The sequence below is a fragment of the Alteriqipengyuania halimionae genome, assembly GCF_009827575.1.
In the GTDB taxonomy this organism is placed as follows: domain Bacteria; phylum Pseudomonadota; class Alphaproteobacteria; order Sphingomonadales; family Sphingomonadaceae; genus Alteriqipengyuania_A; species Alteriqipengyuania_A halimionae.
Genome location: NZ_WTYR01000001.1, coordinates 1,741,650 through 1,768,397, shown reverse-complemented (window position 1 = coordinate 1,768,397; position 26,748 = coordinate 1,741,650). Strand labels below are relative to the sequence as shown.

At 63.3% G+C, this 26,748-nt stretch carries 31 protein-coding genes; 17 read left to right on the top strand and 14 right to left on the bottom strand.

Annotated features, from left to right (window positions below):
* The first annotated feature begins 56 nt into the window (after window positions 1-56).
* Window positions 57-626, top strand: a complete 570-nt coding sequence (locus GRI68_RS08620; RefSeq protein WP_160616875.1) for a winged helix-turn-helix transcriptional regulator — start codon at window positions 57-59, stop codon at window positions 624-626.
* Window positions 627-637: 11 nt separating this feature from the next.
* Here GRI68_RS08620 and GRI68_RS08615 read toward each other — a convergent pair whose 3' ends face one another.
* Both GRI68_RS08615 and GRI68_RS08610 read right to left on the bottom strand, forming a co-directional pair.
* Complete coding sequence (locus tag GRI68_RS08615) at window positions 638-1,069, bottom strand: GtrA family protein (RefSeq protein ID WP_160616874.1); 432 nt, start codon at window positions 1,067-1,069, stop codon at window positions 638-640.
* A gap of 14 nt (window positions 1,070-1,083) precedes the next feature.
* Window positions 1,084-1,773: a ferritin-like domain-containing protein gene (locus tag GRI68_RS08610; protein WP_160616873.1), complete on the bottom strand. Its 690-nt coding sequence runs from the start codon at window positions 1,771-1,773 to the stop codon at window positions 1,084-1,086.
* A 152-nt stretch (window positions 1,774-1,925) separates the two neighbouring features.
* Between GRI68_RS08610 and yaaA the strand changes: the two genes are divergently transcribed.
* The gene (gene yaaA, locus GRI68_RS08605) at window positions 1,926-2,711 is read left to right on the top strand and encodes a peroxide stress protein YaaA (RefSeq protein ID WP_160616872.1); all 786 of its coding nucleotides are present in this window, start codon (window positions 1,926-1,928) and stop codon (window positions 2,709-2,711) included.
* Window positions 2,712-2,715: 4 nt separating this feature from the next.
* Here the strand turns inward: yaaA and GRI68_RS08600 are convergent, their stop codons facing one another.
* Both GRI68_RS08600 and GRI68_RS08595 read right to left on the bottom strand, forming a co-directional pair.
* Window positions 2,716-2,991, bottom strand: coding sequence for a hypothetical protein (locus GRI68_RS08600; RefSeq protein ID WP_160616871.1), 276 nt, complete (start codon window positions 2,989-2,991; stop codon window positions 2,716-2,718).
* A gap of 337 nt (window positions 2,992-3,328) precedes the next feature.
* Window positions 3,329-4,831 carry a YifB family Mg chelatase-like AAA ATPase gene (locus GRI68_RS08595; RefSeq protein ID WP_160616870.1) on the bottom strand — a complete coding sequence of 501 codons (1,503 nt, stop codon included), beginning with the start codon at window positions 4,829-4,831 and terminating at the stop codon, window positions 3,329-3,331.
* A gap of 204 nt (window positions 4,832-5,035) precedes the next feature.
* On the opposite strand from GRI68_RS08595, the gene GRI68_RS08590 reads away from it, so the two are divergent.
* The 6 genes from GRI68_RS08590 to yihA all read left to right on the top strand — a co-directional run bounded on the left by GRI68_RS08590 (window position 5,036) and on the right by yihA (window position 9,544).
* The gene (locus tag GRI68_RS08590; protein ID WP_160616869.1) at window positions 5,036-5,836 is read left to right on the top strand and encodes an alpha/beta hydrolase; all 801 of its coding nucleotides are present in this window, start codon (window positions 5,036-5,038) and stop codon (window positions 5,834-5,836) included.
* 132 nt (window positions 5,837-5,968) lie between these two features.
* A complete protein-coding gene (gene rpmH, locus GRI68_RS08585; protein WP_160616868.1) occupies window positions 5,969-6,103 on the top strand; it encodes a 50S ribosomal protein L34 in 135 nt (44 codons plus the stop codon).
* 296 nt (window positions 6,104-6,399) lie between these two features.
* Window positions 6,400-6,798: a ribonuclease P protein component gene (rnpA, locus tag GRI68_RS08580; RefSeq protein ID WP_234028749.1), complete on the top strand. Its 399-nt coding sequence runs from the start codon at window positions 6,400-6,402 to the stop codon at window positions 6,796-6,798.
* Window positions 6,795-7,004 carry a membrane protein insertion efficiency factor YidD gene (gene yidD, locus GRI68_RS08575; protein WP_160616866.1) on the top strand — a complete coding sequence of 70 codons (210 nt, stop codon included), beginning with the start codon at window positions 6,795-6,797 and terminating at the stop codon, window positions 7,002-7,004. The genes rnpA and yidD overlap by 4 nt, the downstream gene beginning before the upstream one ends.
* 85 nt (window positions 7,005-7,089) lie before the next feature.
* Window positions 7,090-8,877 carry a membrane protein insertase YidC gene (gene yidC, locus GRI68_RS08570; protein ID WP_160616865.1) on the top strand — a complete coding sequence of 596 codons (1,788 nt, stop codon included), beginning with the start codon at window positions 7,090-7,092 and terminating at the stop codon, window positions 8,875-8,877.
* Window position 8,878: 1 nt separating this feature from the next.
* A complete protein-coding gene (gene yihA / locus GRI68_RS08565; protein ID WP_160616864.1) occupies window positions 8,879-9,544 on the top strand; it encodes a ribosome biogenesis GTP-binding protein YihA/YsxC in 666 nt (221 codons plus the stop codon).
* A gap of 104 nt (window positions 9,545-9,648) precedes the next feature.
* Here the strand turns inward: yihA and GRI68_RS08560 are convergent, their stop codons facing one another.
* Entirely contained in the window at window positions 9,649-10,062 is a 414-nt protein-coding gene (locus GRI68_RS08560) for a GFA family protein (protein WP_160616863.1), read from the bottom strand.
* 153 nt (window positions 10,063-10,215) lie between these two features.
* Window positions 10,216-10,638: a VOC family protein gene (locus tag GRI68_RS08555; protein WP_160616862.1), complete on the bottom strand. Its 423-nt coding sequence runs from the start codon at window positions 10,636-10,638 to the stop codon at window positions 10,216-10,218.
* Window positions 10,639-10,870: 232 nt separating this feature from the next.
* Here GRI68_RS08555 and GRI68_RS08550 point away from each other — a divergent pair, with 232 nt between their 5' ends.
* From GRI68_RS08550 to GRI68_RS08535, 4 genes are all read left to right on the top strand, one after another.
* Complete coding sequence (locus GRI68_RS08550) at window positions 10,871-11,533, top strand: glutathione S-transferase family protein (RefSeq protein WP_160617910.1); 663 nt, start codon at window positions 10,871-10,873, stop codon at window positions 11,531-11,533.
* Between the two features lie 6 nt (window positions 11,534-11,539).
* On the top strand, window positions 11,540-12,691 hold the full coding sequence (dapE, locus tag GRI68_RS08545; RefSeq protein WP_160616861.1) for a succinyl-diaminopimelate desuccinylase: 1,152 nt from the start codon (window positions 11,540-11,542) through the stop codon (window positions 12,689-12,691).
* 108 nt (window positions 12,692-12,799) lie between these two features.
* Complete coding sequence (locus tag GRI68_RS08540) at window positions 12,800-14,056, top strand: dicarboxylate/amino acid:cation symporter (RefSeq protein WP_160616860.1); 1,257 nt, start codon at window positions 12,800-12,802, stop codon at window positions 14,054-14,056.
* A gap of 34 nt (window positions 14,057-14,090) precedes the next feature.
* Window positions 14,091-14,336, top strand: coding sequence for a hypothetical protein (locus GRI68_RS08535; RefSeq protein WP_160616859.1), 246 nt, complete (start codon window positions 14,091-14,093; stop codon window positions 14,334-14,336).
* 6 nt (window positions 14,337-14,342) lie between these two features.
* Here the strand turns inward: GRI68_RS08535 and GRI68_RS08530 are convergent, their stop codons facing one another.
* Together GRI68_RS08530 and GRI68_RS08525 are read right to left on the bottom strand one after the other, a co-directional pair.
* Complete coding sequence (locus GRI68_RS08530) at window positions 14,343-15,104, bottom strand: EAL domain-containing protein (RefSeq protein ID WP_234028748.1); 762 nt, start codon at window positions 15,102-15,104, stop codon at window positions 14,343-14,345.
* Between the two features lie 191 nt (window positions 15,105-15,295).
* Window positions 15,296-15,757 (bottom strand): MarR family winged helix-turn-helix transcriptional regulator, encoded by a 462-nt coding sequence (locus GRI68_RS08525; RefSeq protein WP_160616858.1) that lies wholly within the window; start codon window positions 15,755-15,757, stop codon window positions 15,296-15,298.
* Window positions 15,758-15,837: 80 nt separating this feature from the next.
* Here GRI68_RS08525 and GRI68_RS08520 point away from each other — a divergent pair, with 80 nt between their 5' ends.
* On the top strand, window positions 15,838-16,293 hold the full coding sequence (locus tag GRI68_RS08520; RefSeq protein WP_160616857.1) for a hypothetical protein: 456 nt from the start codon (window positions 15,838-15,840) through the stop codon (window positions 16,291-16,293).
* Window positions 16,294-16,309: 16 nt separating this feature from the next.
* On the opposite strand, the gene nth is transcribed toward GRI68_RS08520, so the two are convergent.
* Genes nth through dapB form a run of 3 tightly spaced genes read right to left on the bottom strand, consistent with a single transcriptional unit; the run spans window position 16,310 to window position 18,572 of the window.
* The gene (nth, locus tag GRI68_RS08515; RefSeq protein WP_160617908.1) at window positions 16,310-16,960 is read right to left on the bottom strand and encodes an endonuclease III; all 651 of its coding nucleotides are present in this window, start codon (window positions 16,958-16,960) and stop codon (window positions 16,310-16,312) included.
* On the bottom strand, window positions 16,957-17,814 hold the full coding sequence (locus GRI68_RS08510) for a hypothetical protein (RefSeq protein ID WP_160616856.1): 858 nt from the start codon (window positions 17,812-17,814) through the stop codon (window positions 16,957-16,959). The genes nth and GRI68_RS08510 overlap by 4 nt, the downstream gene beginning before the upstream one ends.
* 29 nt (window positions 17,815-17,843) lie before the next feature.
* Window positions 17,844-18,572, bottom strand: coding sequence for a 4-hydroxy-tetrahydrodipicolinate reductase (gene dapB, locus GRI68_RS08505; protein ID WP_160616855.1), 729 nt, complete (start codon window positions 18,570-18,572; stop codon window positions 17,844-17,846).
* 35 nt (window positions 18,573-18,607) lie between these two features.
* Between dapB and GRI68_RS08500 the strand changes: the two genes are divergently transcribed.
* Window positions 18,608-19,330, top strand: coding sequence for an NAD-dependent deacylase (locus GRI68_RS08500; protein WP_160616854.1), 723 nt, complete (start codon window positions 18,608-18,610; stop codon window positions 19,328-19,330).
* A 115-nt stretch (window positions 19,331-19,445) separates the two neighbouring features.
* Here the strand turns inward: GRI68_RS08500 and GRI68_RS08495 are convergent, their stop codons facing one another.
* Both GRI68_RS08495 and GRI68_RS08490 read right to left on the bottom strand, forming a co-directional pair.
* Entirely contained in the window at window positions 19,446-20,180 is a 735-nt protein-coding gene (locus tag GRI68_RS08495; RefSeq protein ID WP_160616853.1) for a 7-carboxy-7-deazaguanine synthase QueE, read from the bottom strand.
* A gap of 245 nt (window positions 20,181-20,425) precedes the next feature.
* Window positions 20,426-21,241 (bottom strand): M90 family metallopeptidase, encoded by an 816-nt coding sequence (locus GRI68_RS08490; RefSeq protein ID WP_160616852.1) that lies wholly within the window; start codon window positions 21,239-21,241, stop codon window positions 20,426-20,428.
* A 177-nt stretch (window positions 21,242-21,418) separates the two neighbouring features.
* Here GRI68_RS08490 and GRI68_RS08485 point away from each other — a divergent pair, with 177 nt between their 5' ends.
* A complete protein-coding gene (locus tag GRI68_RS08485; protein WP_160616851.1) occupies window positions 21,419-21,901 on the top strand; it encodes a hypothetical protein in 483 nt (160 codons plus the stop codon).
* Window positions 21,902-21,958: 57 nt separating this feature from the next.
* Here GRI68_RS08485 and GRI68_RS08480 read toward each other — a convergent pair whose 3' ends face one another.
* Complete coding sequence (locus GRI68_RS08480) at window positions 21,959-24,652, bottom strand: valine--tRNA ligase (RefSeq protein WP_160616850.1); 2,694 nt, start codon at window positions 24,650-24,652, stop codon at window positions 21,959-21,961.
* An 88-nt stretch (window positions 24,653-24,740) separates the two neighbouring features.
* Here GRI68_RS08480 and GRI68_RS08475 point away from each other — a divergent pair, with 88 nt between their 5' ends.
* The gene (locus GRI68_RS08475; RefSeq protein WP_160616849.1) at window positions 24,741-25,865 is read left to right on the top strand and encodes an MlaE family ABC transporter permease; all 1,125 of its coding nucleotides are present in this window, start codon (window positions 24,741-24,743) and stop codon (window positions 25,863-25,865) included.
* The gene (locus GRI68_RS08470; RefSeq protein ID WP_160616848.1) at window positions 25,862-26,734 is read left to right on the top strand and encodes an ABC transporter ATP-binding protein; all 873 of its coding nucleotides are present in this window, start codon (window positions 25,862-25,864) and stop codon (window positions 26,732-26,734) included. Before GRI68_RS08475 ends, GRI68_RS08470 begins: the two co-directional genes overlap by 4 nt.
* Window positions 26,735-26,748: the final 14 nt, after the last annotated feature.

The window sequence follows — 26,748 nt, the reverse complement described above, 5'->3', positions numbered from 1 at the left end:
TCCAATTGGTTACCGGGCGCTCTTTGCGCTAAGGTTCGTGTTCGGGGAAGGAATTTATGGGCGATATCCGCGAACCTTTGCGCGAACTGACCGAATGCGGACTGCCGCAAGCGCTCGAGGTCATGGGCGAACGCTGGGCCTTCATGATCCTGCGCGCCAGCTTCAACGGGCTCTATCATTTCGAGGAATTCCTCTCCGAGCTCGGCATTGCGCGGAACATCCTGTCCAACCGTCTGACCAAGCTCGTCGACCACGGCATCCTGCGGCGCGAAGCCTGCCCCGACGATCGCCGCAAGATCGAATACCGGCTGACCGACAAGGGCCACGACCTGTTGCCCGCGATGATCGCGCTGCGCCAGTGGGGCCAGAAATACGGCACCGAAATCGTCGAAGACCCGGTGTTGGTCGATGCGCAGGATCGGCTGCCGCTTGGCCCGGTCTCGATCCTGGCGCATGACGGCCGCGTGCTGACCCATGAGGAACTGGCGCTGACCCGGCGCGAGGATCTTGGCATCCGCGAGGATGGCAGCCGGGCAGAGCCGGGCGCCTGCCTCCATCCGTGCGCCTGCGACCGGGCGATCACCGACTGGCGCGACGACCGCAAAGGTTCGATCGCCGCTGAATAACGAGCGGCGCTCTAGACCCGCTTGAAGTTGAACACGCCGTTCAGCACGAACATCACCAGCCCCGATATCACCGACACGAGTATGCGCGCGATCTTGTAGTCGATCGGCGTGAACTGGAGGAACGCCCACATCAGCACCATGGTGAGGACGATCCCGATCGCCGCGGTGACGAGGAACAGCAGATAGCCGTGCGCCACCCCGCGCTCGCTGCCGCGGAAGATCCACAAGCGTCCGAACAGGTAATGGATCGTGCTCGACACGACCTGGCCGAAACCCGATGCGATCACCTTGTCCATCCCGGCATATTCGACCAGCAGCACCATCACGCCGAAGCCGATCACGAACACCCCGGTGCTGACGACGGTGTTGCGCACCAGCATCCCGCCCACGCGTCGCGTGAACAGCCGGCGATGGAGCGGAGCGGCGGTATCGGGTGCGTGCATGAAGTGTCGGTCGATCAGGCAGCGCCCACGCGCAGCTTGCGCGCATAGCGATCGGGCTCGACCTCGCCATCGTCGCTCCAGTCGGTGCGGCGCTTGGCGAACGGATTGAGGAACAGGATCGGCAATTTCAGGAACAGCAATTCGGAGTGGACCAGCCCGTCCACCGCACGCTCCCACCATTTGGGGTCGCGCTTGGCATTGGCCTGCAACCACCCGTCATAAGGCGCCCAGTGGCTCGGCTCGTCCTCGCGGATGATCTCGAAAATTTTCACCAGCCGCTTGTCGCTTGTCACGAAGCCATTGGCGAGCAGAATTTCGACCTGGCGATAGCCGCGCTGCTCGGTCAGCGAGATCACCCGGCAGAGCCGTTCGAACAGGTGATCCTTCTCGACGATTTCCCGTGTATCGAGACCGTCGATCGTGCGGCGGAACATGATCTCGATGAAGCGGTCGATATGGCCGAACATCCGGTCCACCGCGAGCGGGCGGGTGCCGCGCAGTTCGAACCAGCGCTTGAACATGACGTAATGCTTGCGCTCGTCGGCGCGATGCTGCTCCACCGCAGCGATCAGTTGCTGGTCGTCGGGATACCGCGCCCGCACAGCCTCCAGCACGCGGTCGATCGCGGTATAGCCGCGATGTTCGTTGTAGATATAGATCGACCCGAGCACGTCGAGATAGCGATTGCGGAACCAGGTGAGCATATGCGACCTCTGAAATATGTCGATGGCTCATAGGCTTATCTGCGCGCGGTGTCACCCGAGGCGCGGGTGGCCTATAGCGTCGTCGTCCCGTTTTTGACGAGGCGCGTTCGTCGCCGACCCTCGTCACAATAGTTGCAAGGAACCCTCTCACGATGATTACGCTGCTGTCTCCGGCCAAGAAGCTCAACCTCGATCCGGCCGAGACCGGGCTAGAGATTACCCGGCCACGCCTCGCCGAAGACACCCGCGCTATCGCCGCCGTGGCAAAGGAGCAGTCCGCGGCGGACCTCAAGCGGCTGATGCGAATCTCGGACAAGCTGGCGGAGCTGAATGCCGAGCGCTTCAGGGCATTCGACCCAAATGGCCGCAGCAATTCGGCAACACCCGCCGGCCTGACCTTCGACGGCGACGTCTATTGGGGTCTTGAGGCGAAAAGCATGGACACCGACACGCTCGCCTACGCGCAGGATCACTTGCGCATTCTTTCGGGGCTCTACGGCCTGCTGCGTCCGATGGACGGGATCCAGCCCTATCGCCTCGAAATGGGCACGAAGATGAAGAACCCGCGCGGCAAGTCGCTCTATGATTTCTGGGGCAGCACGATTGCCAGGACGATCGACGACGATCTGTCGGGCCATGGCGAGCGCACGGTCGTGAACCTTGCCTCGAACGAATATTTCGGCGCGGTCGACACCGCGGCGCTGGACGCAAAGGTGGTCACCGCGAACTTCCTCAACGTGAAAGACGGCGAAGCGCGCGCCCTGATGTATCACGTCAAATTCGGCCGCGGCCTGATGGCCCGCTGGATCATGCAAAACCGCGTGGACCGCGCCGAAGGCCTGAAGGATTTCGACGCCGAGGGATACAAGCTCGACGCAAAGGCATCGAGCGAGACCGAGCTGGTGTTCACGAGGAAGCAGCCGCCGGTGAAGAAGTAGGTCTTCAAACGGTGGTAGGTAGTACGATCCCATCGTCATTATCGCCATTCCGGCCTTCGTGCAGCTTGGCGATCCGCTCAATGACTTCGTCTAGGTCTTCCTTCGTCACCATCTTACCCTCAAGCTCCGAAATTGCGCTGCGAATTTCCTCAAGCTGATCCGGCAGATTGCCGGTGCCCGGCCCACCCGGCCCACCACCAAAAAGGTACTGCTCAATCCGTATGAGCCGCTTGTCCAAGGCTACGATCGCAATCTCGTGCGGTGACTTCTCGTTCGGCATCAGCGCCTCCTTCGCTTGAGTGATAAGCTTGCAGGGTTTCTATGGTGGCTTTCATCTCGGCGAGCTCTTTTCGGCCAGCTTCTCCCGAGCGATGCCCATGATCGAGCAGTAGGCCCCCAAGAACGACGAGGGCGACGGTAGCCAAGACATTAGCGATGGTATCGCGGGCTTGTTTGGCATCCAATCGCGCCAGTGCGTCCTGCGGGCCGTTCTTACGCTGACGCTCCCTGATCCATGGCGACAATCCTAAGTCCCATGCAGCTTTCGCGATCGTTACAACCAAGACACCTATGGCATACCATTCCGGCTCTCTCATCGCTCAGCCCTCAACCACTTTTCAAGCCCTCGGCGGCTGCCTCCTGTAGCTCAGCGCTTCCGCCATATGGATGCGCCCCACTTGCTCCGCGCCCGCCAGATCCGCGATCGTCCGGGCCACGCGCAAAATTCGCGTGTAGCCGCGTGCCGTTAGCCTCATCGCCTCTGCCGCTTGCATGAGAAGTTTGCGACCCGGCTCATCCGGGGAGGCGTAGCGTTCGAGGTCGTCGCCTTCGAGTTCGGCATTGGTGCGGGCGTCGGTGTCGCGCGACAACTGGCGGCTGCGGGCCTTGGCGACGCGCGCGGCGACGTCTGCGCTGCCTTCCGCCGCCGGGGGCAAAGCAAGGTCGGCGGCGCTGACGGGATCGACATCGACATGCATGTCGATCCGGTCGAGCAGCGGTCCGCTGATCTTGGCCTGGTAATCGGCGGCGCAGCGCGGGGCGCGGCTGCAGGCGAGGGCCGGGTCGCCCAGATGGCCGCAGCGGCACGGGTTCATCGCCGCGATCAATTGCACGCGCGCGGGATAGGTCACGTGGGCGTTGGCGCGCGCGACATCGACCTTGCCCGCCTCCAGCGGCTGGCGCAGCGAATCGAGCACCGCGCGCTGGAATTCGGGCAATTCGTCGAGGAACAGCACGCCCAGATGCGCGAGGCTGACTTCGCCCGGCTTGACCCGCAGGCCCCCGCCGGTGAGCGCCGCCATGCTGGCCGAATGGTGCGGCGCGCGGAACGGTCGCGTTCGGCTGATCGCCCCGCCTTCGAGCGTTCCCGCCACCGAGGCGACCATCGAGGTTTCGAGCGCTTCTTCGGGCGTGAGCGGTGGGAGGATGCCCGGCAGGCACGCCGCCAGCAGCGATTTGCCCGCGCCGGGCGGTCCGTTCATCAGGAGATTGTGCCCTCCGGCCGCTGCGATCTCCAGCGCGCGCTTGGCGGTCTCCTGCCCCTTCACCTGCTTGAGGTCCGGCCCGTGCTTCGGCTCGGCGGCCTCGCCCGGTTCGGGCGGGGCGAGCACCTGGGTGCCTTTCAGATGGTTGAGCAGCGCGGTGAGATCGGGCGCGGCGAGCACCGCCACCCCGCTCGCCCAGCGCGCTTCGGGGCCCTGGCTCGCCGGGCAGATCAGGCCCTTCTCCTCGCCCGCCGCATGCATGGCGGCCAGCAGCACGCCGGGGGAGGGGGCGATTCGCCCGTCGAGCGAGAGTTCGCCGACCGCGACGTAATCGGCCAGTTGCTCGGCATCGGTCACGCCCATGGCGGCGAGCAGCGCGAGCGCGATCGGCAGATCGTAATGCGAGCCTTCCTTGGGCAGGTCGGCGGGGGAGAGGTTGATCGTGATCCGCTTGGGCGGAAGTGCGAGGCCCAGCGCGGAGAGCGCGGCCTGCACCCGGTCGCGCGACTCGCCCACCGCCTTGTCCGGCAGGCCCACGATTCCGAAGCGCGGCATGCCCGGAGCGATCTGGCACTGGACCTCGACGCTGCGGGCCTCCAGACCCAAAAAAGCTACCGTAGAAACGAGTGCCACCATCGGTGCTTACTTTCCTTTAACCCTGTTATTTAGAGGTTTGGGCCAAAGAGGCCCGTCTGTCGAGGGGGTGTAACCCCTTGAAGGTTCGTCGCAACTGACGGGAAATTTATTCGTTCCGGTCTTTTATCTGCCTTATTTCATTAACCATAGTATTTGACCCCGCTCATAAGACCGAACGCAAGAGGTTTTTCCTATTATGACCTTATGCGAAATGTTCTTAAACTTGTTTCTATTGCCATTGCACTGATCGCGACACCGCTCGCGGCGCAGACCGTTGCTTACGAAGAAGTCGTCGTCGCGGACACGTCCGTCGCGCTGCTTGAAGACGTTGTGACGGTGGCGGAGTACGAAGGCGAGAACGCCGCACAGGAAGAACCGCAGATCAGCTACGAAACGCCGGTCGAACTCGAAACTGCGCAGCGTGCCGTCGTCCTGTGGGACCGCGCGCAGAAGGAAGCGTCGAAGACGTCTTCGGATGTGGCGCGCGTCAATTACGGTCCGTTCCAGGTGCTTGGCGAAGGACGCGTTGCGCTGCTCGGCATGATCGACGCCCAGAGCCCTGCCCAGTTCGAACGGATGCTGCGTGACCACCCCGAGATCGGGATCCTCGAAATGGTCGAAGCCCCCGGCACCGTGAACGACTTCGCCAATTTCCGCCTCGCGCGCATGCTGCGCAACAAGCAGATCGTCACCTATGTGCCGGCGAATGGCTCGGTCCGTTCGGGTGCGGTGGAACTGTTCCTTGCCGGTGCGCGTCGTATCGCCCACCCCGATGCCGAATTCGCCGTGCATAGCTGGATGGACATCTATGGCCGCGAAGCCGATGACTTCGCCGCCGACGATCCGGTGAACCGTGCCTATATCGACTTCTATGTCGAAATGGGTCTGGAAGAAGCCGAAGCGCGCCGCTTCTATGACATGACCAATTCGGTGCCCCATAATGAAGCATTGTGGCTTTCGGCCGACCAGCTGGCGAGCTATGTGCCGATCGAAGCACCGCGCTGATAATACTTGACGAGCGGGCGCGCGTTTTCTAGGCGCGCACCCGATATCGGGTCGCCCGTGTGGCGGCCCTTTCATTTTCGGCTCGCCCCGCCTTCGGGCATGGGTGGCCGCACAGAACCTAGGTCCGATACGATGAAACGCACTTTCCAGCCCAGCAATCTCGTGCGCGCCCGCCGCCACGGCTTCTTCGCACGCAAGGCGACCCCGGGCGGTCGCAAGGTTCTTGCCAACCGCCGTCGTCGCGGTCGCAAGAAGCTGAGCGCGTAATTCGCGCCGACGCGCGAATTACTTTCTAGTTTTAGTCCCTCAGACGCCGGGCGCGAGCCATCCGGCTCGCTTGGCTTCGCCCTACCGGGCGGCGTGCGTTCGCACGCGTGCGCGCTGCCGCGCGCAGGTTCTGCGCGGATATGGCTAGCGGGCACCAATTCGGATACGACCAAGGCGGTCGCCCGCAGCGGCCTCGTAGCGTAGCGAAGAGAATAGCCGCGAGGACGCTCGCCCGGATGGGCGAGCGAAACACAAAAGACTCTCTCTCCCCGACCCGCTCCGCTAGCGTCGATCCCATGACCCGCACCGACCTTCCCACCATCCGCCACCGTCCGGATTTCCTCCGTGCGAATCGGGGGCTCAGGGTCGCGCGGCCGGGATTCGTGCTGCTGACCCATCCCAACCAGCTCGATACCAAGCGCTTCGGCGTCACGGTGACCAAGAAGGTCGGCAACGCCGTGGTCCGCAACCGGATGAAACGGCGGCTGCGCGCGCTGGCGCATGAGCTTATTCCGGACTCGGGCCTCGAGGGCCAGGACCACGTGCTGATCGGGCGCGATGGCGGGATCGAGCGCGAGTTCGACCTGTTGCGCGAAGAACTGAAAACCGCGCTGGCACAGGCGCATGAAGGCCGCGCCAGCCGCCGGGGGCCGCGCAAACCGCGCGGAAATCCGGGCCGGGCGCCGCGCACATGAAGCGCGTGCTGATCTGGATTGCGCGGGGCTGGCAGCTCGGCCCGTCGCGTATTCTGCCGCCGACCTGCCGCTACACACCGTCCTGTTCGGCCTATGCGATCGAGGCACTTGAAAAGCACGGCGCAATTAAGGGTGGCTGGCTGGCGACAAAGCGGATATGCCGCTGCCACCCATGGGGAGGGCATGGACACGACCCGGTGCCATAGATGCGCCTGGGTGTGTTAGGGCTTTAAAACGCCTCCAGCCTTCCCACTTCATGCATGCTTTACAGAATTTGAGACGGGGCCCCTCGTGAACGACAATCGTAACCTGATCATCGCCGTGATCCTTTCGGCGCTGGTGCTGTTCGGCTGGGACGCCGTGATGAATCGCTTCTATCCGCAGCCCGATACGGCGGTGGAAGTGGCCGAGGCGGTCGACGCGCCGGTCGAAGGCGCGGCATCTGCGCCGCCTGCCGCGACTTCGGGCCCCGCGCCCGGCACCGCTACGCAGGATGCGCCGATCCATGCGACCCAGCCCAAGCGCGATCTCGATACCGAGCTCGCCAGTGCGGGCCGCGTCGAGATCGAAGCGCCGAGCCTGGCTGGCTCGATCAACCTCAAGGGTGCGCTGATCGATGATCTCGTGCTTCGCCGCCACACCACCACAATCGAGGATGGCGGGGAAGACCCGGTTCGCCTGCTCGCCCCGGCGGGCACCGAAGCGCAGTATTTCGCCCAGTTCGGCTGGGTCGGCAGCGGCGCCAGTTTCCCCGACAGCAAGACGGTGTGGGAAGTCGCCGACGATGCGCGGCTGACGCCCGAGACGCCCGTGACGCTGCAATGGACCGCGCCGGACGGCACGGGCTACGCGATCCGCTTCGAAATCGACGACGATTACATGATCCAGGCGACGCAGACGGTCGCCAATCGCGGATCGAATGCCATGGTCGCGCAGCCCTTCGCGGTGATCAACCGCACCGATCGCTTCGCCGATAACAGCACGTGGATCATGCATACCGGGCCGATCGGCGCGTTCGACGACGCGGTCGAGTTCGGCATCGGCTACGACGATGTCGAGGAAGCGGGCACCGCCCGCGGCGAAGGCGATACCGACTGGATCGGCTTTACCGACCATTACTGGCTGTCCGCGCTGATCCCGCAACAGGGCGCATCGACCGATTCCGATTTCCGCACGCTCGGCAATACGCTGTTCCGCGCCGATCTGGTGTACGATCCCTCCAACGTCGCTGCCGGTGCCACGCTGACCCGCACGACCGACCTGTTCGCGGGCGCCAAGGAAGACGGCGTGCTCGATGCCTATGAAGACGCGGGCATCGCCAATTTCGGCCATGCGATCGACTGGGGCTGGTTCGAATGGTTCGAACGCCCCTTCCTGTGGATCCTCAAGCAGCTTTACGCGCTGTCGGGCAATTTCGGCGTCGCGATCATCCTGCTGACGGTGCTGATCCGCGCCGCATTGTTCCCGATCGCGCAGAAGCAGTTCGCCTCGATGGCGGCGATGCGTGCGATCCAGCCGAAGATGAAGGCGCTGCAGGAACGCTACAAGGACGACAAGCCGAAGATGCAGCAGGAGGTGATGGCCCTCTACAAGAAGGAGAAGGTCAATCCGCTGGGCGGCTGCCTGCCGATCTTCATCCAGATGCCGATCTTCTTCGCGCTGTACAAAGTGCTGATGCTGTCGGTGGAGCTGCGCCACAAGCCGTTCGTGCTGTGGATCAAGGATCTCTCCGCGCCCGATCCGGCGCATGTGCTGAACCTGTTCGGCCTGCTGCCGTTCGATCCGCCGGGGCTCCTCGCGATCGGGCCGCTCGCGATCCTGCTCGGCATCACGATGTACTTCCAGTTCTCGATGAACCCGATCTCCGATCCGGTGCAGGAGAAGATCTTCAAGTTCATGCCGTGGGTGCTGATGTTCGTGATGGCGCCGTTCGCCGCGGGCCTGCTGCTCTACTGGGTGACCAACAACATCCTGACGCTGGCACAGCAGAAGTACCTCTACTCGAAAAACCCGCAGCTTCGTGAAATGGCGCTCAAGGAGCGTGAAGAGAAGCGCAAGGCGCTCGAGGCGAAGGGCTGAGATGGACGCCGAGCAACAGGACGCAGGAGCCGCTCCGGACCAGGAACTGATCGAACGCGCGCGAAAGCTGTTTTCGGGCCGGGTCGAGTTCCTGCTGTCGGCGCCGCTGCTCAAGTTCCTGCCCGAGCCGGACGTGCCCGAGATCGCCTTCGCGGGCCGTTCTAACGTGGGCAAGAGCTCGCTGATCAACGCGCTCACCGGGCGCAAGGCGATCGCGCGCACCTCGGTCACGCCGGGGCGTACGCAGGAATTGAACCTGTTCGAGATCGGCAGCCCGACCCAGTTCCGGCTGGTCGACATGCCCGGCTACGGCTTTGCCAAGGCGCCGCCCAAGGTGGTCGAGAAGTGGAAGAAGCTGGTCTACGCCTATCTGCGCGGTCGCCCGGTGTTGAACCGGGCGCTGGTGCTGATCGATGCCCGCCGCGGCATCACCAAGCATGACGAAGACATGATGGACATGCTCGATACCGCCGCCGCCAGCTATCGCGTGGTCCTGACCAAGGCCGACAAGCTGAAGGCGAGCGAACTCGACAAGGTCGCGCAAGCCACCGCCGAAGCCCTGGCCAAGCGCCCCGCCGCCTTCCCGGTGCTCCACATCACCTCGAGCGAAAAAGGCATGGGGATCCCTGAATTAAGGGCGGCGGTCCTGGCGGATAGCGAGTTGTAGCGAACGATTGGTTTTCGGCAAAAGGCCGGAAGTCTGGAATGGCTGTATGCGGGGTGGAAAGCTGACGGTCTGCAATACAATTACGATAATCCATAGCGCGCACGCTACAGGTGCCGCACCTCTTCCGGCTCGTTTTCCCAAGCATCGTTAAGACCGTCTGCACAGCGCATCGGCGCGGCCAACAACTCTCGGGGCGACAGATCATCCAACGCCGCCACATGCACCATGACGAACTTGCCGCCAAGCATCGGCAAGCTGCCATCGTTGTGCGTGGCGATACCACAAATCTTGCAAAAGTGGTGCTGCTGCTCGCCGCCATCTCCGGAGCTGCCGTAGTCGACAAGCGTGTCCTTGCCAGTCAAAAGCCGGAAAGCATCCGGCTTTACCGGAGCGGCCTTCCACATTCGTTGCTTCCGACAGAAGGTGCAATTGCACTTGCCCGTGCCACTAGCTAGATCGAGATCAACCTCGAAAGTGACCGCTTTGCAGTGACAACTACCGTGGTAGGTTCGCTTCAAGACATGCTCCCGTGCGGCACAATCGACAGCGCTCGTTAGGCGATGAACGTACGACGGGAAACAGGCTTTCGACGAAAAAAATGTAATGTCCGCAAGTAATGTCCGCAATAGGCTCGCAACCGGAATGGAAGCAATCGGCGCGTTTCGCCCCTTTCAGGTTGCAAACAGCCGCGACGGATCGGCGAACGCCTTGATCTCGAGCGCGTTGCCGCTGGGATCGCGGAAGAACATCGTGGCCTGTTCGCCGGGCTCGCCCTTGAAGCGGATATGCGGCGGAATCGCGAAATCGACCTTGCCTTCGAGGCGGTCCGCCAGTGCCTGCCATTCGGTCATCGACAGGACCACGCCGAAATGCGGGACGGGGACCTGGTGGCCGTCGACCGGATTGGCGCCGGCATCGGGATCACCGCCCGCCTGTTTCACGCAGTGCGCGACGAGCTGGTGGCCGTAAAAATCGAAATCGACCCAGTCGGTGTCGCTGCGCCCTTCGCGGCAGCCCATCACCTCGCCGTAGAAATGGCGGGCTTCGGCGATATCGTCGACGGGGAAGGCGAGGTGGAAGGGCGGCATGGTCATGGCGGCAGCATAGGCGCGGCGAATCCGTTTTCCTACACGCCATGCGCGGTGGCATGTTTTGCCCATGACCCGCCGCCGCCTCGACATCGCCCGCGCCAATTTCGAGCGGTTGATGCGCGCGACCTATCCGGAATTTTATGATTCAGGACAGTGTAACACCCGGTCCACGGTTCAGCATCGACAGCGCGTGGATGAACGGCTAGCCCGCGACTCGATCACGACAAGGACCCACATGAAACTCGTCATCGGCAACAAGAACTACTCCAGCTGGTCGCTGCGCGGCTGGCTCGCGGCAAAGCAATCGGGACTCGCCTTCGAAGAGATCGTGGTCCCGCTGTTCGGCGAGGACTGGGAAAAGCACCAGCAGCAGGACAATCTCCAGCCCAGCCACGGCAAGGTGCCGGTGCTGTGGGACGGCGAGGCAGTGGTGTGGGATTCGATCGCGATCCTCGAATACCTCGCCGACAAGGTCGGGCGCGATCGCTTCTGGCCCAAGGACGCGGTCGCGCGCGGAACGGCCCGCGCAATGGTCGCCGAAATGCACGCCTCCTACCAGGCGCTGCGAAGCGAATGCCCGATGAACATCCGCAAGCGGATCACCGGCGGCTCGTTCTCCGAAGAATGCAAGCAGGACATCATCCGCATCCTCACGCTGTGGGCCGAAGCGCGCTCGCGCTATGGCGGGGGCGGCCCGTTCCTGTTCGGCGCGTTCGGCGCGGCCGACATCTTCTACGCCCCGGTCGTCAGCCGCCTGCTGACATATGGCGTCGCCGTGCCCGGCTTCGCCGAAAGCTACATGCAGGCGGTGTGGGAGCATGACTGGATGCAGGAATGGATCGCCGCTGCCGAAGACGAGGAATGGACGATCCAGCAATACGACACGGCGCAGGCGTGATCTGAGATGAGCACCGACGTCGTCACGCTCGCCACCCGGCTGATGGAAGCCGAAAGCATCACCCCTGCGCGCGGCGCGGTGTTCGATGCGTTCGAAGCGATGCTCGCGCCGCTGGGCTTCGAATGCCACCGCTTCACCCGCGGCGAAGGGCCAGAGGGATCGGACGAGGAAGCGGTGGAGAACTGTTTCGCGATCCGGCGCGGACCCGAAGGCTCGAAGCACTTCGCCTTTGCCGGGCACCTCGATGTGGTGCCGCCCGGAGAAGGCTGGTCGATCGATGCGTTCGCGCCCGAGGTGAAGGCCGAACCGGGCGGCGACCTGCTCTACGGTCGCGGAGCGGTCGATATGAAGGGCTCGATCGCCTGCATGGTCGATGCGGTGGCAGCGATCCCCGCAGAAGCGGGCACGGTCAGCTTCGTCATCACCGGGGACGAGGAAGGGCCTGCGCTGCACGGCACGCGCGCGCTGATCGACTGGATGCGAGAGGCGGGCGAATGCCCGGACCTGTGCCTGGTGGGCGAACCGACCAGCGTGAACCGGCTGGGCGACATGGTGAAGATTGGGCGGCGCGGCTCGGTCAATATCTGGCTCGAGGTCGAGGGCAAGCAGGGGCACGTCGCCTATCCGCACCTGGCCGACAATCCGCTGCCGCGCATGATCGCGATGCTCGCCGAACTGAACGCGCTCTCGCTCGACGAGGGCACCGACTGGTTCCAGGCGAGCAATCTCGAGCTGACCGAGTTCGACAATGCGAACCGCGCGCACAATGTGATCCCGGGCAAGGCCAAGGCGCGCATCTCGATCCGGTTCAACGATCTCCACACCGGCGCGCAGCTGGCCGAGCGTGTCACCGCGATCGCCGAAAAGCATAGCGGCACGGCACGCCCGATGATCTCGGGCGAGAGCTTTCTCACCCCGCCGGGGGCGTTTTCCGATCTCGTCAGCCAGGCGATCAAGGCCGAGACCGGCCTCGTGCCCGAGCTTTCGACCAGCGGCGGTACCTCGGATGCGCGCTTCCTCAAGGATCTGTGCCCGGTGATCGAGTTCGGCCTGGTCAATGCGACCATGCACAAGGTCGATGAAGCCGTCGCGGTCGGCGATCTGCGGGTGCTGTCGGCGATTTATCGCCGGATCGTCGAGGCCGCGCTGCAACAGTGAGCTTCACAAGCCGGTCTCGCCAGCGTAGCGATGCACGGCAGGGAAGGGCGTGCTGCGCCCGGGATTGCGGCGGCGCTTGCGTCGCCTCGCAATGACGAGGGAAAATCTATGAAAACGTGGTTCGCCATTCCGCTCTGGCAGCGTGTGATCGGGGCGCTGATTCTCGGCGTGATCGTCGGCTTCCTGTGGGGGCCGGATGCGGAGAGCATCAAGATCATCGGCGACGTCTTCATCGCCTTCATCAAGATGCTGGTCGTCCCGCTGATCTTCTTCAGCCTCGTGGCCGGTGTCGCGAGCATCGGAGATTTGCGCAAGCTCGGCAGTGTTGGCTGGCGCGCATTGCTGCTGTTCGTGGTCACCGGACAGATCGCGGTCTGGCTAGGCCTCGCGATCGGCAGTTTCTTCACACCCGGTTCGGGGATCGACGCCCGATCGATGGCGCTGGATCAGGGCGCACTCGAGCGTGCGCAGGAACGCCAACAGGAAGCGGTCACGTTCCGCGACATGATCCTCGAAGTCGTGCCCGACAGTCCGGTCCAGGTCATGGCAGACGTCAATGTGCTGCCGTTGATCGTGTTCTCGCTGCTCATCGGGATCGGCATCCTGATGGCGAAAGAGGAGGGCAAGCCCGTCCTCGCGATTTTCGAGAGCGGCTCGGTGGTGATGCAGAAGGTCACCATGGTGGTGATGGAACTGACCCCGTTCGGCGTGTTCGCGCTGATGGCGTGGGTTGCCGGCACACTCGGCCTCGATGCGCTGCGCGCGCTCGGCATTCTCGTGGCGCTCAACTACTTTGGCTGCCTGCTGATCATCCTCGTGATCTACTCCTCGATGATCAAATTCCTGGCGAAGCTGCCGGTGATCGACTTCTTCCGTGGCATCACCGATGCGATCGCGGTCAGCTATTCCACCGCCAGTTCCAATGCGACCCTGCCGGTCACCTTGCGCTGCGCGGAGCGGAACCTGGGCGTTTCGAACTCGGTGGCCGCGTTCGTGATCAGCCTCGGTGCGACGATCAACATGAACGGCACCGCGATGTATCTCGGGCTTGCGACGATCTTCGGCGCGCAGGCCTTCGGCGTGGACCTGACCTGGAACGACTATTTCCTGATCTCGATCCTCGGCACGCTCGGCGCGATCGGCGCGGCCGGCATCCCGGGCGCAGGGCTCATCATGATGGTGCTGGTATTCGGTGCCGTCGGCGTGCCGCTGGAAACCATCGCACTGGTGGCCGGGGTGGACCGGATCATGGACATGATGCGCACCACGACCAATGTCTCGGGCGATGCCGCCGTGGCGACCACCGTGGCCGCCATGACCGGCGAGATCGATCGCGTCGAAATGATCTCCGCCGACGATGTCTGATCGAGGTCACGTTGCCGTGCGTTGCGGCATTGCTATGGCAGGTACGCTGTTCCTGGCGGCCTGTTCGGGCGCGGGTGGCGAGAATGCCGCGGCCCATTGCGACGGACCGGTTCTCGATGTGCCTCCCGGCGGAGCAACGGTTCCGCAATTGATGGCCCACGCCACTGCCATGGGCATGACACAGCGCGAGGCCGAGACGCTGATCTACCTCGAAGGTCTCAACCCGCAGGTGACCGTCGAAGGCGTCTCGACAATCTGCCTCGATGGCCGGCCGGATTGAAGATTCTCACTCGGCAAATCGCGGTTGGGGAAGGACCGCCTTGGGTATCGATCTGAAGGCGGGCTTGGCGAACAGATAGCCCTGGAAATAGCGTAGCCCCAAATCGCGCAGGACGTGGTATTCAGCTTCGGTTTCGATCCCTTCGGCGATCAGGGTGGCATCGAGCTTCTTGGCCATGCTCACCAGCCCCTCGACGATCGAGCGGTTGCGTGGCCGCTCTTCGATCTCCCTGACAAGGCCCATATCGATCTTCAGATATTCGGTCTTGAGTCTGGCAAGCAGATTGAGACCGGAATGACCCGCGCCGAAATCGTCGATCGCGGTGGTGAAGCCCATCTCGCGATAGCATTCGATGATGGTGCGGATACGATCGGTGCTGATCATCTGCTCGTTCTCGGTGAACTCGAAGATCAGCCGATCGGCGGCCAACCCCGTTTCGCGCGCCGTTCGAAGGGTAAGCTGGATACACGCAAGGGGTGAGTAGATCGCTTTCGGCAGGAAGTTGATCGACAGCTTCGCCTGCGTATCCAGGATGCCGGCATCCACCGCACCCGTGATCGCGGCGACGCGGCATTGCTGATCGAAAGCGTAGAGCGTTTCCGGCGTCACTTGCGAAAGGACCTGCGCGGCGCCTTCCTCATGCCTCCCGCGCACCAGCGCTTCGTAGGCGAAGACGTTGCGGCGTTCGGCATCGACGATCGGCTGGAATGCCATCTCGATGGCAATCTTCTCCGTCGCAGTGCGGCACCCCTGGCAACCCGTTTCCATGTGCATCCCCCTCATTACCATGCACTATACAGAAGATTTCGAAATAAAGCCTATGAAAACATCTGCTTCAAGTGCGTCGACGCCGATCAACTTGGGAGGCTGAAGGCATTTGCCGGGCAGCATCATAGGGTCGGCGAGCGAATTTCCTGCCGTAAACCGACCTTCGAGGGCACGATCCATTTCGGAGGTTTCTAGGTCTCTCCGGCCTTCTTTGTGGGCGTTTTCTGCCGCCGTGTCGCTTCGACAAGTTGGCCCATTGATTCGATCAGGCATTGCTGCGCTTCCGGCGAAAAGGACGCCAGCACGTTGCGATTGACGCTGCTCGCGGCCTCGGTCGCGGGACCGCGCAGATCCCTCGCGCGCTCGGTCAACCACACCCGCTGAACGCGTCCATCGGCTTGGTCCTTTTCCCGCCTGATCAGTCCGTCGCGTTCCATCCGGGCGAGCGTGTTGGCGATCGTCGCCTGCTCGATGTCGAGACGCTGCACGAGATCCTTCTGGGTCAGGCCATCGCCTTCCCAGAGCTCAAGCAGGGCGGGGAAGACCCCCGGCGTAATGCCGAGCGGCCTGATCCGCTCTGCCAGCGCTTTCTCGAACACGCGCGCCAGATGATTGACCAGATAGCCGGCGGAGCGATCTTTCTCGAAATCCATGCGCTGAGCCTAGCACTTGCATAGCAGGCTATTCAAATATATATAGCTGGCTATACAGTAAAGCCGTTGGAGGCTCGTTCATGCTCAAGACCATCCATCCGCTCGCCGGCGCGCTGGCCCTTTTCCTCATCGCGAGCTTCTGGCTCTCGACTGTGGTCGTCGAACTTGTCGGTACACCCGAACAGGTCGCGTCGCTCAAAATGGCGATTCCGTGGTTTTTCCTCCTTCTTGTCCCCGCCATGGTGGCGGCGGGCGGTTCGGGCCAGCGCCTCGCCGCCGGATGGCGCAATCCGCGTGTCGACGCGAAACGCAAGCGCATGGTCGTGATCGCCTGCAACGGTGTCCTCGTGCTGATGCCCTCGGCGATCTTTCTCGCGCTCAAAGCGGGCGAGGGCGCGTTCGATCGCTCCTTTTATGTCGTGCAGACGATCGAACTGATTGCCGGCGCGGTGAACATCGTGCTGCTCGGCCTGAATATGCGCGACGGGCTGCGTATGATCTGCAACCGTTCGGCCAGTCGGAACGCGAAGACCTGAACGATCGCGGGCGTGCTTATCGCCCCTTCGGCTTCTCCAGCACCTTCTTGCGATAGCTGCACAGGTCCACCACCGGGCAACGCCAGCACTCGGGCGTGCGCGCCTTGCAGGTGTAGCGGCCGTGCAGGATCAGCCAGTGATGGGCGTGCAGGCGAAAGGGCTGCGGCACGCGCTTTTCGAGCTTGGCTTCGACCTGCTCGGGCGTCTTGCCCTTGGCGAGACCGGTGCGGTTTCCCACGCGCAAAATATGCGTGTCGACCGCGAAGGTCTCCTGCCCGAACCAGCAATTGAGCACGACATTGGCGGTCTTGCGGCCCACCCCGGGCAGACGCACCAGATCCTCACGCGTGTCGGGCACCTCGCCATCATATTCGTCGACCAGCAACTGGCTGAGCGCGATGACGTTCTTCGCCTTGGAGTTGAACAGACCGATCGTCTTGATGTGCTCCTTGAGCCCGTCCTCGCCAAGTTCCAACATCTGCTGCGGCGTCTCGACCTCGGCGAACAACGCACGCGTGGCCTTGTTCACGCCCACATCGGTCGCTTGCGCCGACAGGGCCACGGCCACCACAAGTTGGTAGGCATTGCCGTATTCGAGCTCCGTCTCGGGCGACGGATTGTCCTCCGCGAGCCGCCGGAAAAATTCGAACATCTGGTCCTTGGTCAGGGCTGACCTGTAGGTTCAGGTTGAGGCTGAGGCTGATCTCTTTTCCTAATAGCGCCCTCGGCTTCCAAATCATCGCGCAATTTCTTTACGGATTTAGCCTCGTTCTCTGCCGTTGTCAGCTCTTGGGCGGCTCGCTGTGTGAGAGTGGCGACGGCTTTTTCGATCGACGCGGCATTCTCGTAGCGGCCGATGTCCGTCAGAACCTCGGCCAGCGTATACGTGATCGCGTCCGAAGTGGCTCGGTCGCGAAGGATTCGCAGATTTATCTCGTTCCGCACAGACGTCCGCTCGGCTTCCATGATATTGATCAGCGCGGGCAAGGTCTGTTCATAAAACAGATCCTTGTTCAAGCTCCCTTGTGAGCCCTGGACGAACGTCGAGCTGGCGGCGAAGCCCGTTGCCAGGCCGCCGCTCGCGACCGATGCGAGTGCGCTGGTGTACAGTCCGACCACCGACATCAAGGCATTGCCGTATTTGCGCTGGCTGGTGATCGACGCCTTGAAGTTGACATAGCGGGCATCTGCGGCCGCAAGATACGTGAAAAGCACCTCGTCCCGATACGCTTTCTTGGGCTGTGTGCCCGTGATGCAGCGCCCCTTGACCTGACGGGTTACCTCATCGTTCCTTCCATACCAACTGTTCGTTTTTTCAGTATATTCTATGAAGCCATCGGACACAGGAGGGGTCCCTGTGCAGAACTCGCCATTGTAGGTTCGGATCACGGTCGCAGGTGCGTAAATTTCTCTGACAACAGTTGCGAGACTATCCATGTCGACTACGGGCGTGGGCTGACCTTGTAATGTCGCGCACCCCGCCAGCATAGAACTGGTTGCTATCAATACTGCATTTTTCATTGTCGCCCCCCTGCGATTTCCCTGTCGAACTATACTCCCAGCACATCGAACATCAAGTACCGCCCGGCCTCCTTGCCGATCAGCCACTCCGCGCCCTTCACCGCGCCGCGGGCGAAGATCATGCGGTCTTCGGCGGAGTGGGAAAGGGTGATGCGCTCCTGCTCGCCTGCGAGGATCACGCTGTGATCGCCCGCAACGGTGCCGCCGCGCAAGGCAGCGAAGCCGATCGCGCCTTCGACACGTTCGCCCGTATGACCGTCGCGCCCGCGCTCCGAGTTGGCAGCGAGGTCGATCCCTCGCCCTTCCGCCGCTGCCTCACCGAGCAGGAGCGCAGTGCCAGAGGGGGCGTCGACCTTCATCCGATGATGCATCTCGACGATCTCGATATCCCAATCGGGTCCCAGCTTGCTCGCCGCCTGCCGCACCAGCGCAGCGAGCATGTTGACGCCGAGCGAGGTGTTCCCGGTCTGGAGCACGGGGATGGCCCGCGCGGTGTTGTCGATCGCTTCGTGGTGGGTGGTTTCGAGCCCGGTCGTGCCGATCAGGATCGGGATGCCCGCGCCGATCGCTGCATGGAGATTGTCCTTCAGCGCCGCCGGTGCCGAAAAATCGACCAGCGCATCGCTTCCGTCGGCGAGCTTGGCCACGTCTTCGCCGCGATCGACCCCGCCTACACACTGGTGCCCTGCCTGTTCGATCGCGCGCGCCAACGCTTGCCCCATGCGGCCTTCGCTGCCGATTATGCCGATCCGCGCCATTGCAATTCTCCCTTGTCACGTGGTTCATGCGGGACATGACCGACATCCGCAATATCGTGATCCTGACCGGCGCGGGGATAAGCGCCGAAAGCGGGATCGATACCTTCCGCGATGCAGGAGGGCTGTGGGAGCAGCACAAGGTCGAGGACGTGGCCACGCCCGAAGCCTTTGCCCGCGATCCCGACCTCGTGCTGCGGTTTTACGACATGCGGCGCGAGGCGATCCAGACCAAGCAGACCAACCCCGCGCACGAGGCGCTGGCGCGGCTCGACGAGCATTGGGATGGCGACCTGCTGATCGTGACCCAGAATGTCGACGATCTGCACGAACGGGCCGGGTCCCAAATCGGTTTGGAAGAGACGCGGGTGCTGCACATGCATGGCACCCATCTCAATGCCTGGTGCACCGCCTGCGACGTCCGCTCGCCGTGGAGGACGACGCTGATCGACCGCCCGGCCTGTCCCGAATGTGGCGAGCGTGCGCTGCGGCCCGATGTCGTTTGGTTCGGCGAGATGCCGTACGAGATGGAGCGGATCTACGCGGCGCTACGCGAGGCGGATTTGTTCGTTTCGATCGGCACCTCGGGCGCGGTCTATCCGGCGGCGGGGTTCGTGCAGGAGGCCAAGGCGCTCGGCGTTCCCACGCTGGAACTCAATCTCGAGCCGAGCCAGGGCAGCGCGTGGTTCGACGAAGCGCGCCATGGCCCGGCGAGTGCGCTGGTGCCGCAATGGGTGGACGAGGTGCTCTCCAGCGACTGACCTCGCTTCAGCACTATCCGAGCCGAAGGCGAGGCAAGGGCGACCGCCCGCCGGCCGGTTTGGCCGAAGCCAAGCGGCGCGGATGCGCCGCGCCCGGCGTCTGAGGGTAAGAAATTCACGTCCCCCGCGTATCGCCGAACAGGTGTATGTGGAGGCGATCGGAGAGCCGGTAGCCGCGCTCGATGCACAGCGGAGTGAGCCATATTTCCCGCTCGCGCAGGGTCGCGCTGTCGGTGCCTTCGGGCATCAGGAAGACGCGGCCCGGCTCGATACCGTACTCGGACACCAGCGCATCGACCTCGGCGACATCCACCGGCGTGGAGATCACGAACTTGAAGAAGGCGCGCGGTTCCTGCGCCCAATGCCTCAGCCGCTCGGGTACGAGCGCCAGCTCTGCCGGATTGCCGCTATGCGAGAGCTTGGGACTGACATTGTATTGATCGATCAGGGGATCGAGCGCGGGATACGGGGGCGAGGTGCCGTTGGTCTCGATTTCGACTCCGAATCCATCGAGTTGCGACAGCATCTTGGCCAGCGCCGGGGCTTGTAGCGTCGGCTCTCCCCCGGTCAGCACCAGCCTTCGCGGGGCGAGGGCAGTGACGCGATCGGCCACATCCTCTTCCTCCAGCGTGAACTGGTTGGGCTTGCGCTCGTAGGTCCTGCCATCGCGGTGGGGGCGCTCATCGCCGGTGAAATGCCAGGTATAGGCGGTGTCGCACCAGATACAGGCGAGGTTGCAACGCGACAGGCGCACGAAGGTGCAGGGCACCCCCATGCTCGGACCTTCGCCCTGCACGGAGGCGAAGATCTCGGGTCCGCCATCATCGTCGGTGGCGAGCACTAACGGCATTGGCCGACCTCATGTCGCGTGTCGACGGGTGACGAAGGTGACAGCGTGCCACCTTCGCAAAACCTCACCAAGCGCCTGCAAACGCTCGCAAAATAGACCGCTGCCTTGCCCGGACGGACAGGGTAACGGGACAGGTTTTCCGGCTCACGGGCAATCATCGGACGGTCATAGCGTGGCGCGGCGCTGTAGGAAAACGCGGGGCGCCGCTTAGCCGTGTGGTGGGGATGATCGGCGCGCGCATGCATCTATTCCCATTCCGCCGGATCGAGCGCCAGCAATTGCGCGAATTGCGAATAGAGTGCCGGATCCTGGCTTTTGAGCTCGCGGGATTTCTCCAGGAACGTCACGACCGCCTCGGCAAAGAACTCCTGGTGGTTGGTCGCTCCATAGGGATCGATCAGCGTTCGCTCGCCGCGCTCCAGCCGTTCGCGCTGGCGATCATAGGCGTCGAGCATGGCTTTCTCCCATCCGGCAAAGGTCTGGCTCTTGCGCAATCTGGGCAGGCCGTTGGTCGTGCCGCTCAGGGCATCGAGCTGGTGGGCGAATTCGTGGAACACGACGTTGTATCCGTCGCGCGCATCGAGCCCGCCCTGCAGCGCGCCGTCCCACGAGAGCACGACCGGCCCGCGCGCCCAGCTTTCCCCCAGCATCGGGGCACTGCCCTCGCGAACCAGTTCGCCGTCATGCGTGTCGCGGCCGGTCACGAAAGTCGAAGGATAGATCAGCACGTTCCTGAGGGTATCATACCAGTCCGGGCTGTTGACGATCAGGAGGCAGGCTTGCGCGGCGATCGACACTTTCATGTCCTCGGTCACCTCGAGCCCGGTGGGGCCCCTGAAGGTCACCTGATCGAAGAACAGATTTATTTTTCCCTCGAGCGTTTCCCGCAAGGGTGACGGCATGCGCCGAACCAGCGGCACCAGCCGTTCCATCGCCTCACGCTGCTGCGCGGTCAGCGGCGTTGCCAGCAGCCTCTCGCGTTTGCGACGTTTGCTGTCCCAACGGAACAGCAGGAACGCGGCGAACAGCAGCAGGGCGATAAGGACGATCCAGGGTGACATATTGCGCAAATGGGGGCGGGTCGGGCCTTTGATAAGGCGCGGCACCCCGACCGGCGCGCGAAAGAAATCTGTCGACAAGTGTAATCTTCACGACTACAAGTGTGGTCGGTTGATCGTCGGGAGGCCCTATTCAACGGGAACGATCGACGAAGGCCTTGCAATCAAAAGGAGACGAGAATGTTTGGCAAAATGATCGCAGGTGTGCTGGCGAGCGGCGCTCTGCTCGCGACGGCAGGCGCCAGCGCCACGCCATCGACCGACCGCGAAACGGCATCCGAGCTGGAGCAAACGTTGCGAGCTGCGGCGAATGAAGTCGAAGCCGCGGTCCGCGAGAGCGTGAAGGCAAGCGCGGGCGCGATGGCGGAGGGTGCCGATGGCATGCTGGAAGGCGCCGACGAGATGGAATCGGGGGCCGACGAGATGGCCGAATACGCCCGCAAGCTGCGCAGCCGGGAATTCCGCCTCTCTGAGGTCGAGCGGATCAATGCAGAAGGCAGTTGGGGCCGGGACGAGCCGATCACCGAGCAGGATCTGATCGACGCCATTCCCGCCCTCGAAGGGGCAGTGGTCGATATGCGCGAAGGCGCAAAGGATATGCGCAAGAGCGCCGAGGAGATGCGGCGCACCGCGCGCGAGATGGCCGACGACGCCCGCACCTGATGGAGAGGGTGCCCGGCCGGGCCACGCGCACGTGAGCTGGCCGGGCTGCGGGTCCGTCTAGCCCAATCGCTGCAGCGCCGCTTCGAGTCGGGCAATCTCCGAGGTGTGGTGCGCGTGATCGGCGCGGGCCTTCTCGACCGCTTCGGGCTTGGCACGTTCGACGAAATTGGCGTTGCCGAGCCGCCCTTCGAGCGATTTGGCTTCCTTGGCGGACGCGGCCAGCGCCTTTTCGAGACGTGCCTTTTCCGCGTCGATATCGACCAGCCCTTCGAGCGGGACGACATAGGCGTCGCCGCCTGCCGCGACTTCCATCGATGCGCCCGCCGGGGCGGTGTCGCGATGGATGGCGGAAAGGCGCGCGACGCGATCGAGTGCGGCCTCCTGGTTGTCGAGCACCTTCGCACCCGTCGGCGACGGGTTGGCAATCCACGCTTCCAGCTTCGCGCCCGGTGCGAGACCGAGCTCGTTCTTGGCCGAACGCAGCGCGCTGGTGAGCGCGATGACGTAATCGATCTCGGCCTTCGCAGAGGCGTCCACCTCGGCCTGCGGATCGGGCCATTTGGCGGTGATGAGCGGATAGTCGGCGCGATCGCCCAGCAGGCTCCACAGCTCTTCGGTGACGAAGGGCATAAAGGGGTGGAGCATGACGAGGATCTGGTCGAGCGCCCATCCGGCGACGGCCCTGGTTTCCTCGTCGATATTCCCCTTGATCAGCTCGAGATACCAGTCGCAGAACCGGTCCCACACGAAGTGATAGAGCGTGTTGGCGGCGGCATCGAAGCGCAGATCGGCCAGCGCCTGGTCGAGCGTGGCCTGCGTTTCGATCACCTCGCCCACGATCCAGCGATTGACCGCATGGGTCGCCTTGGGCGCGGCGATGCTCTCGCTCGCGCCGATGCCGTTGGACTGGCAGAACCGCGCCGCGTTCCACAGCTTGGTCGCGAAATTGCGATAGCCCTCGACCCGGCTGTCATCCATCTTGATGTCGCGGCCCTGGCTTTCCATCGCCGCCATGAAGAAGCGCAGCGCATCGGCGCCGTATTTGTCGATCAGGCCGAGCGGATCGACGACATTGCCCTTCGACTTGGACATTTTCGACCCGTCGGGCGCGCGCACCAGACCGTGCAGGTAGAGCCGCGGCCACGGCGCCTCACCGGTGTTGAAATATCCCGCCATCAGCATCCGCGCATCCCAGAAGAACAGGATGTCGAAGCCGGAAATCAGCAGGTCGTTGGGGTAGTGCTTTTCGAGCAGGTCGGTCTTGTCCGGCCAGCCCAGCGTCGCGAAGGGCCACAGGGCGCTGGAGAACCAAGTATCGAGGACGTCTTCGTCTCGCGTCAGCGTTGCGCCATCGCCGGCCTTTGCCTGTGCTTCCTCTGCGCTCTCTGCGACGTAAACCTTGCCGTCCTGATCGTACCAAGCCGGGATCCGGTGCCCCCACCATAGCTGGCGCGACACGCACCATGGCTGGATGTTCTCCATCCAGTTGAAGAAGGTCTTCTCCCACGCCTTGGGGACGATCTCGACGTCGCCGTTCTTCACCGCTTCGATCGGCTTTTGCGCGAGCTTTTCGGCATCGACATACCATTGGTCGGTCAGCCAGGGTTCGATCTCGACCCCGCCGCGATCGCCGAAGGGGGTGGGGATTGTGCGCGGTTCGGCGTCGTGCTCGGTTTCTTCGCCATCCTTGTCCTTGGTGACGTGCGGCACCAGGAAGCCCGCATCCTTCATCATCGCGACCACGCGCTTGCGCGCTTCGAAGCGCTCCATGCCGATCAACTCGTCGGGCACCAGCCCGTCCGCCGTCTGCGTCACATGGGCATCGGCATCGAACATGTTGAGCATGTCGGCGGGCGCGATGCCGGCGCGCTTGCCGACTTCGAAATCGTTGAAATCGTGGCCCGGGGTGATCTTCACCGCGCCGCTGCCCAGTTCGGGATCGGCGTGCTCGTCGGTCACGATCGGGATTTCGCGGCCGGTGATCGGCAGCTTCACCTTCGCACCGCGCGCGACCAGCTCCTTGTAGCGATCGTCGTCCGGATGCACCGCGACCGCCATATCGGCCAGCATGGTTTCGGGGCGCGTGGTGGAGACGCGGATTTCGCCGCTGCCATCGCTGAGCGGATAGCGGAAGGTCCAGAAGCCCCCCTTCACGTCGCGGTTTTCGACTTCGAGGTCCGAAATCGCGGTGCGCAGTTTCGGGTCCCAGTTCACCAACCGCTTGTCGCGGTAGATGAGGTCGTCATTGTAGAGATCGACGAACACCTTGAGCACGGCCTTGGAAAAGTGCTCGTCCATCGTGAACTGTTCGCGCGACCAGTCCATCGAACAGCCCAGGCGCCGAAGCTGGCCGGTAATCGCCCCGCCGCTTTCGGCCTTCCATTCCCAGACCTTGTCGACGAATTTCTCGCGCGAATAGTTCGTGCGCTTGTCCTGCTGCTCTTCCAGCTGGCGTTCGACCACCATCTGGGTGGCGATGCCCGCATGGTCCATGCCGACCACCCACAGCGCATCCTTGCCGCGCAGGCGTTCGTAGCGGACCACGATGTCCTGCAACGTGTTGTCGAGCGCGTGGCCGATATGCAGGCTGCCGGTGACGTTGGGCGGCGGGTTCACGATGGTGAACGGCTCCGCATCGGGGCGCGCGGGGCGGAAGTGGCCGCCATGCTCCCAGAAATCGTACCATTTCGTCTCGATCGCGGCGGGATCGAAAGTGCGCTCGATCGTCTCGTTTGTGTTCTGTTCGGCCATGCATGGCCAATGGCAAAGGGCGCTTTCCTTCGCAAGCGCAGCGTTAGTCCTTGTGGCGCGCGTTGAATTGCCGCAAACGGAAAGCACAATGCGCGAATGGGCGACCTACGAAATCCGTGAAGGGGGCGAAGACGGCGGGAGTGATTCCCGGCGCGTCGTCCTGCATGGCCCGCTCAGGGTCGATACGATTGGCGCGATCGAGCGCGAGCTACGTGCGCTCGACGGCGATTTCGCTGCAGTGGATATTTCGGATTGCGACGATGTCGACACCGTCGGTGCATGGGTCGTCCTGCGCCTGGCGGACGAGCACGATGCCGAGATCGAAGGGGCTAGCGACAATGCCCAGCGCCTGATCGAAGCGGTCGACCTCGACGAAGAGGAATATGTCGAGCGCGCCGAACGTGCGCCGCTGGTCGAACGCGTGTTCTTTGCAGCGGGGCAATATACCGAGGACTGGGGCAAGGGCACGGTCGGCCTGGTCTCGTTCCTGGGTCGGATCGTCATGGCCGCAGGATCGATGGCGCGCCATCCGCGCCGCTTCCCGATGCTCGCGATCGTGCGCCAGATGGAGCTGGTCGGCGTTTCCTCGCTCGGCATTATCGGGTTGATGAGCTTCCTGATCGGGGTGGTGATCGCACAGCAGGGGGCGGCCCAGCTCGAGCAATTCGGCGCCGAATCGCTGACCGTGAACCTGGTCGGGCGCATCTCGGCGCGCGAACTGGGTGTGCTGATGGCCGCGATCATGGTTGCGGGCCGGTCGGGTTCGGCGTTCGCCGCGCAGCTCGGCACGATGAAACTGACCGAGGAAATCGACGCGATGCGCACGATCGGCATCTCCCCGACCGAGCGGCTCGTCATTCCGCGCGTGGTGGCCTGCACCTTCATGATGATCCTGCTGGGGTTCTACGCCGCCGTGATGTCGATCATCGGCGGTGCGGCGATCTCGCACTTCACGCTCGATCTCAATTTCGGCACGTTCCTGTTGCGGGTGCGCGATGTGGTGCCGACCTACGATCTGTGGGTCGGGCTGATCAAGGCGCCCGTATTCGGGCTGATCATCGCGCTGCTCGGCTGCTATCAGGGTATGCAGGTCGAAAATAACGCCGAGGAAGTCGGCAAGCGCACCACCCAGGCGGTGGTGTTCGGCATTTTCTTCGTGATCGTGCTCGATGCGTTCTTTGCGGTGTTCTTCACCACGGTGGGCTGGAAATGAGCGACGCACGCGACCAGGTCGACGAACGCGCTGTCGCGCGGCGGGACGATTACGGCAAGTATCCGATCGTCGTCACGGGGCTCAAGAACAGCTTTGGCGAGCAAGTCGTGCACGAGGATCTCGATCTCAAGGTCCGCAAGGGAGAGATCATCGGCGTAGTAGGCGGATCGGGCACCGGCAAATCGGTGCTGATGCGCTCGATCATCGGCTTGCAGATTCCCGACGAAGGCGAGATCGAGGTGTTCGGTCGTTCGATCATGGATACCAATCCCGACGACGTGATCGGCGTGCGCGATCGCTGGGGCGTGTTGTTCCAGGGCGGTGCGCTGTTCTCCACCCTCACGGTGGGCGAGAATATCGAAGTCCCGCTCAAGCAATATTACCCCGAGCTCGATCCCGAATTGCTGCACGAGATCGCGCGCTACAAGCTCAAGCTGGCGGGTCTCCCTGCCGATGCGCTGAACAAGTATCCTTCCGAACTCTCGGGCGGGATGAAGAAGCGCGCCGGGCTGGCCCGCGCGCTGGCGCTCGATCCCGAACTGCTGTTCCTCGACGAGCCGACCGCGGGGCTCGACCCGATCGGCGCGGCCGCGTTCGACAAGCAGACCGAAGAACTCTCGCAGACGCTCGGCCTCACCGTGTTCCTGATCACGCATGACCTCGATACGCTGCACGAGATCTGCGACCGGGTGGCGGTGCTGGCCGACAAGAAGGTGATCGCGGTCGACACGATTACAGAGCTGATGAAGCTCGATCATCCGTGGATTCAGGAATATTTCAACGGTCCGCGCGGTCGCGCGGCACTCAGCGCGCAGGCGCTCACCGAATTGCGCAAGGCGATGGACAAGCCCATCGACGACGATGCATAAGGCGCAGGAAGAAA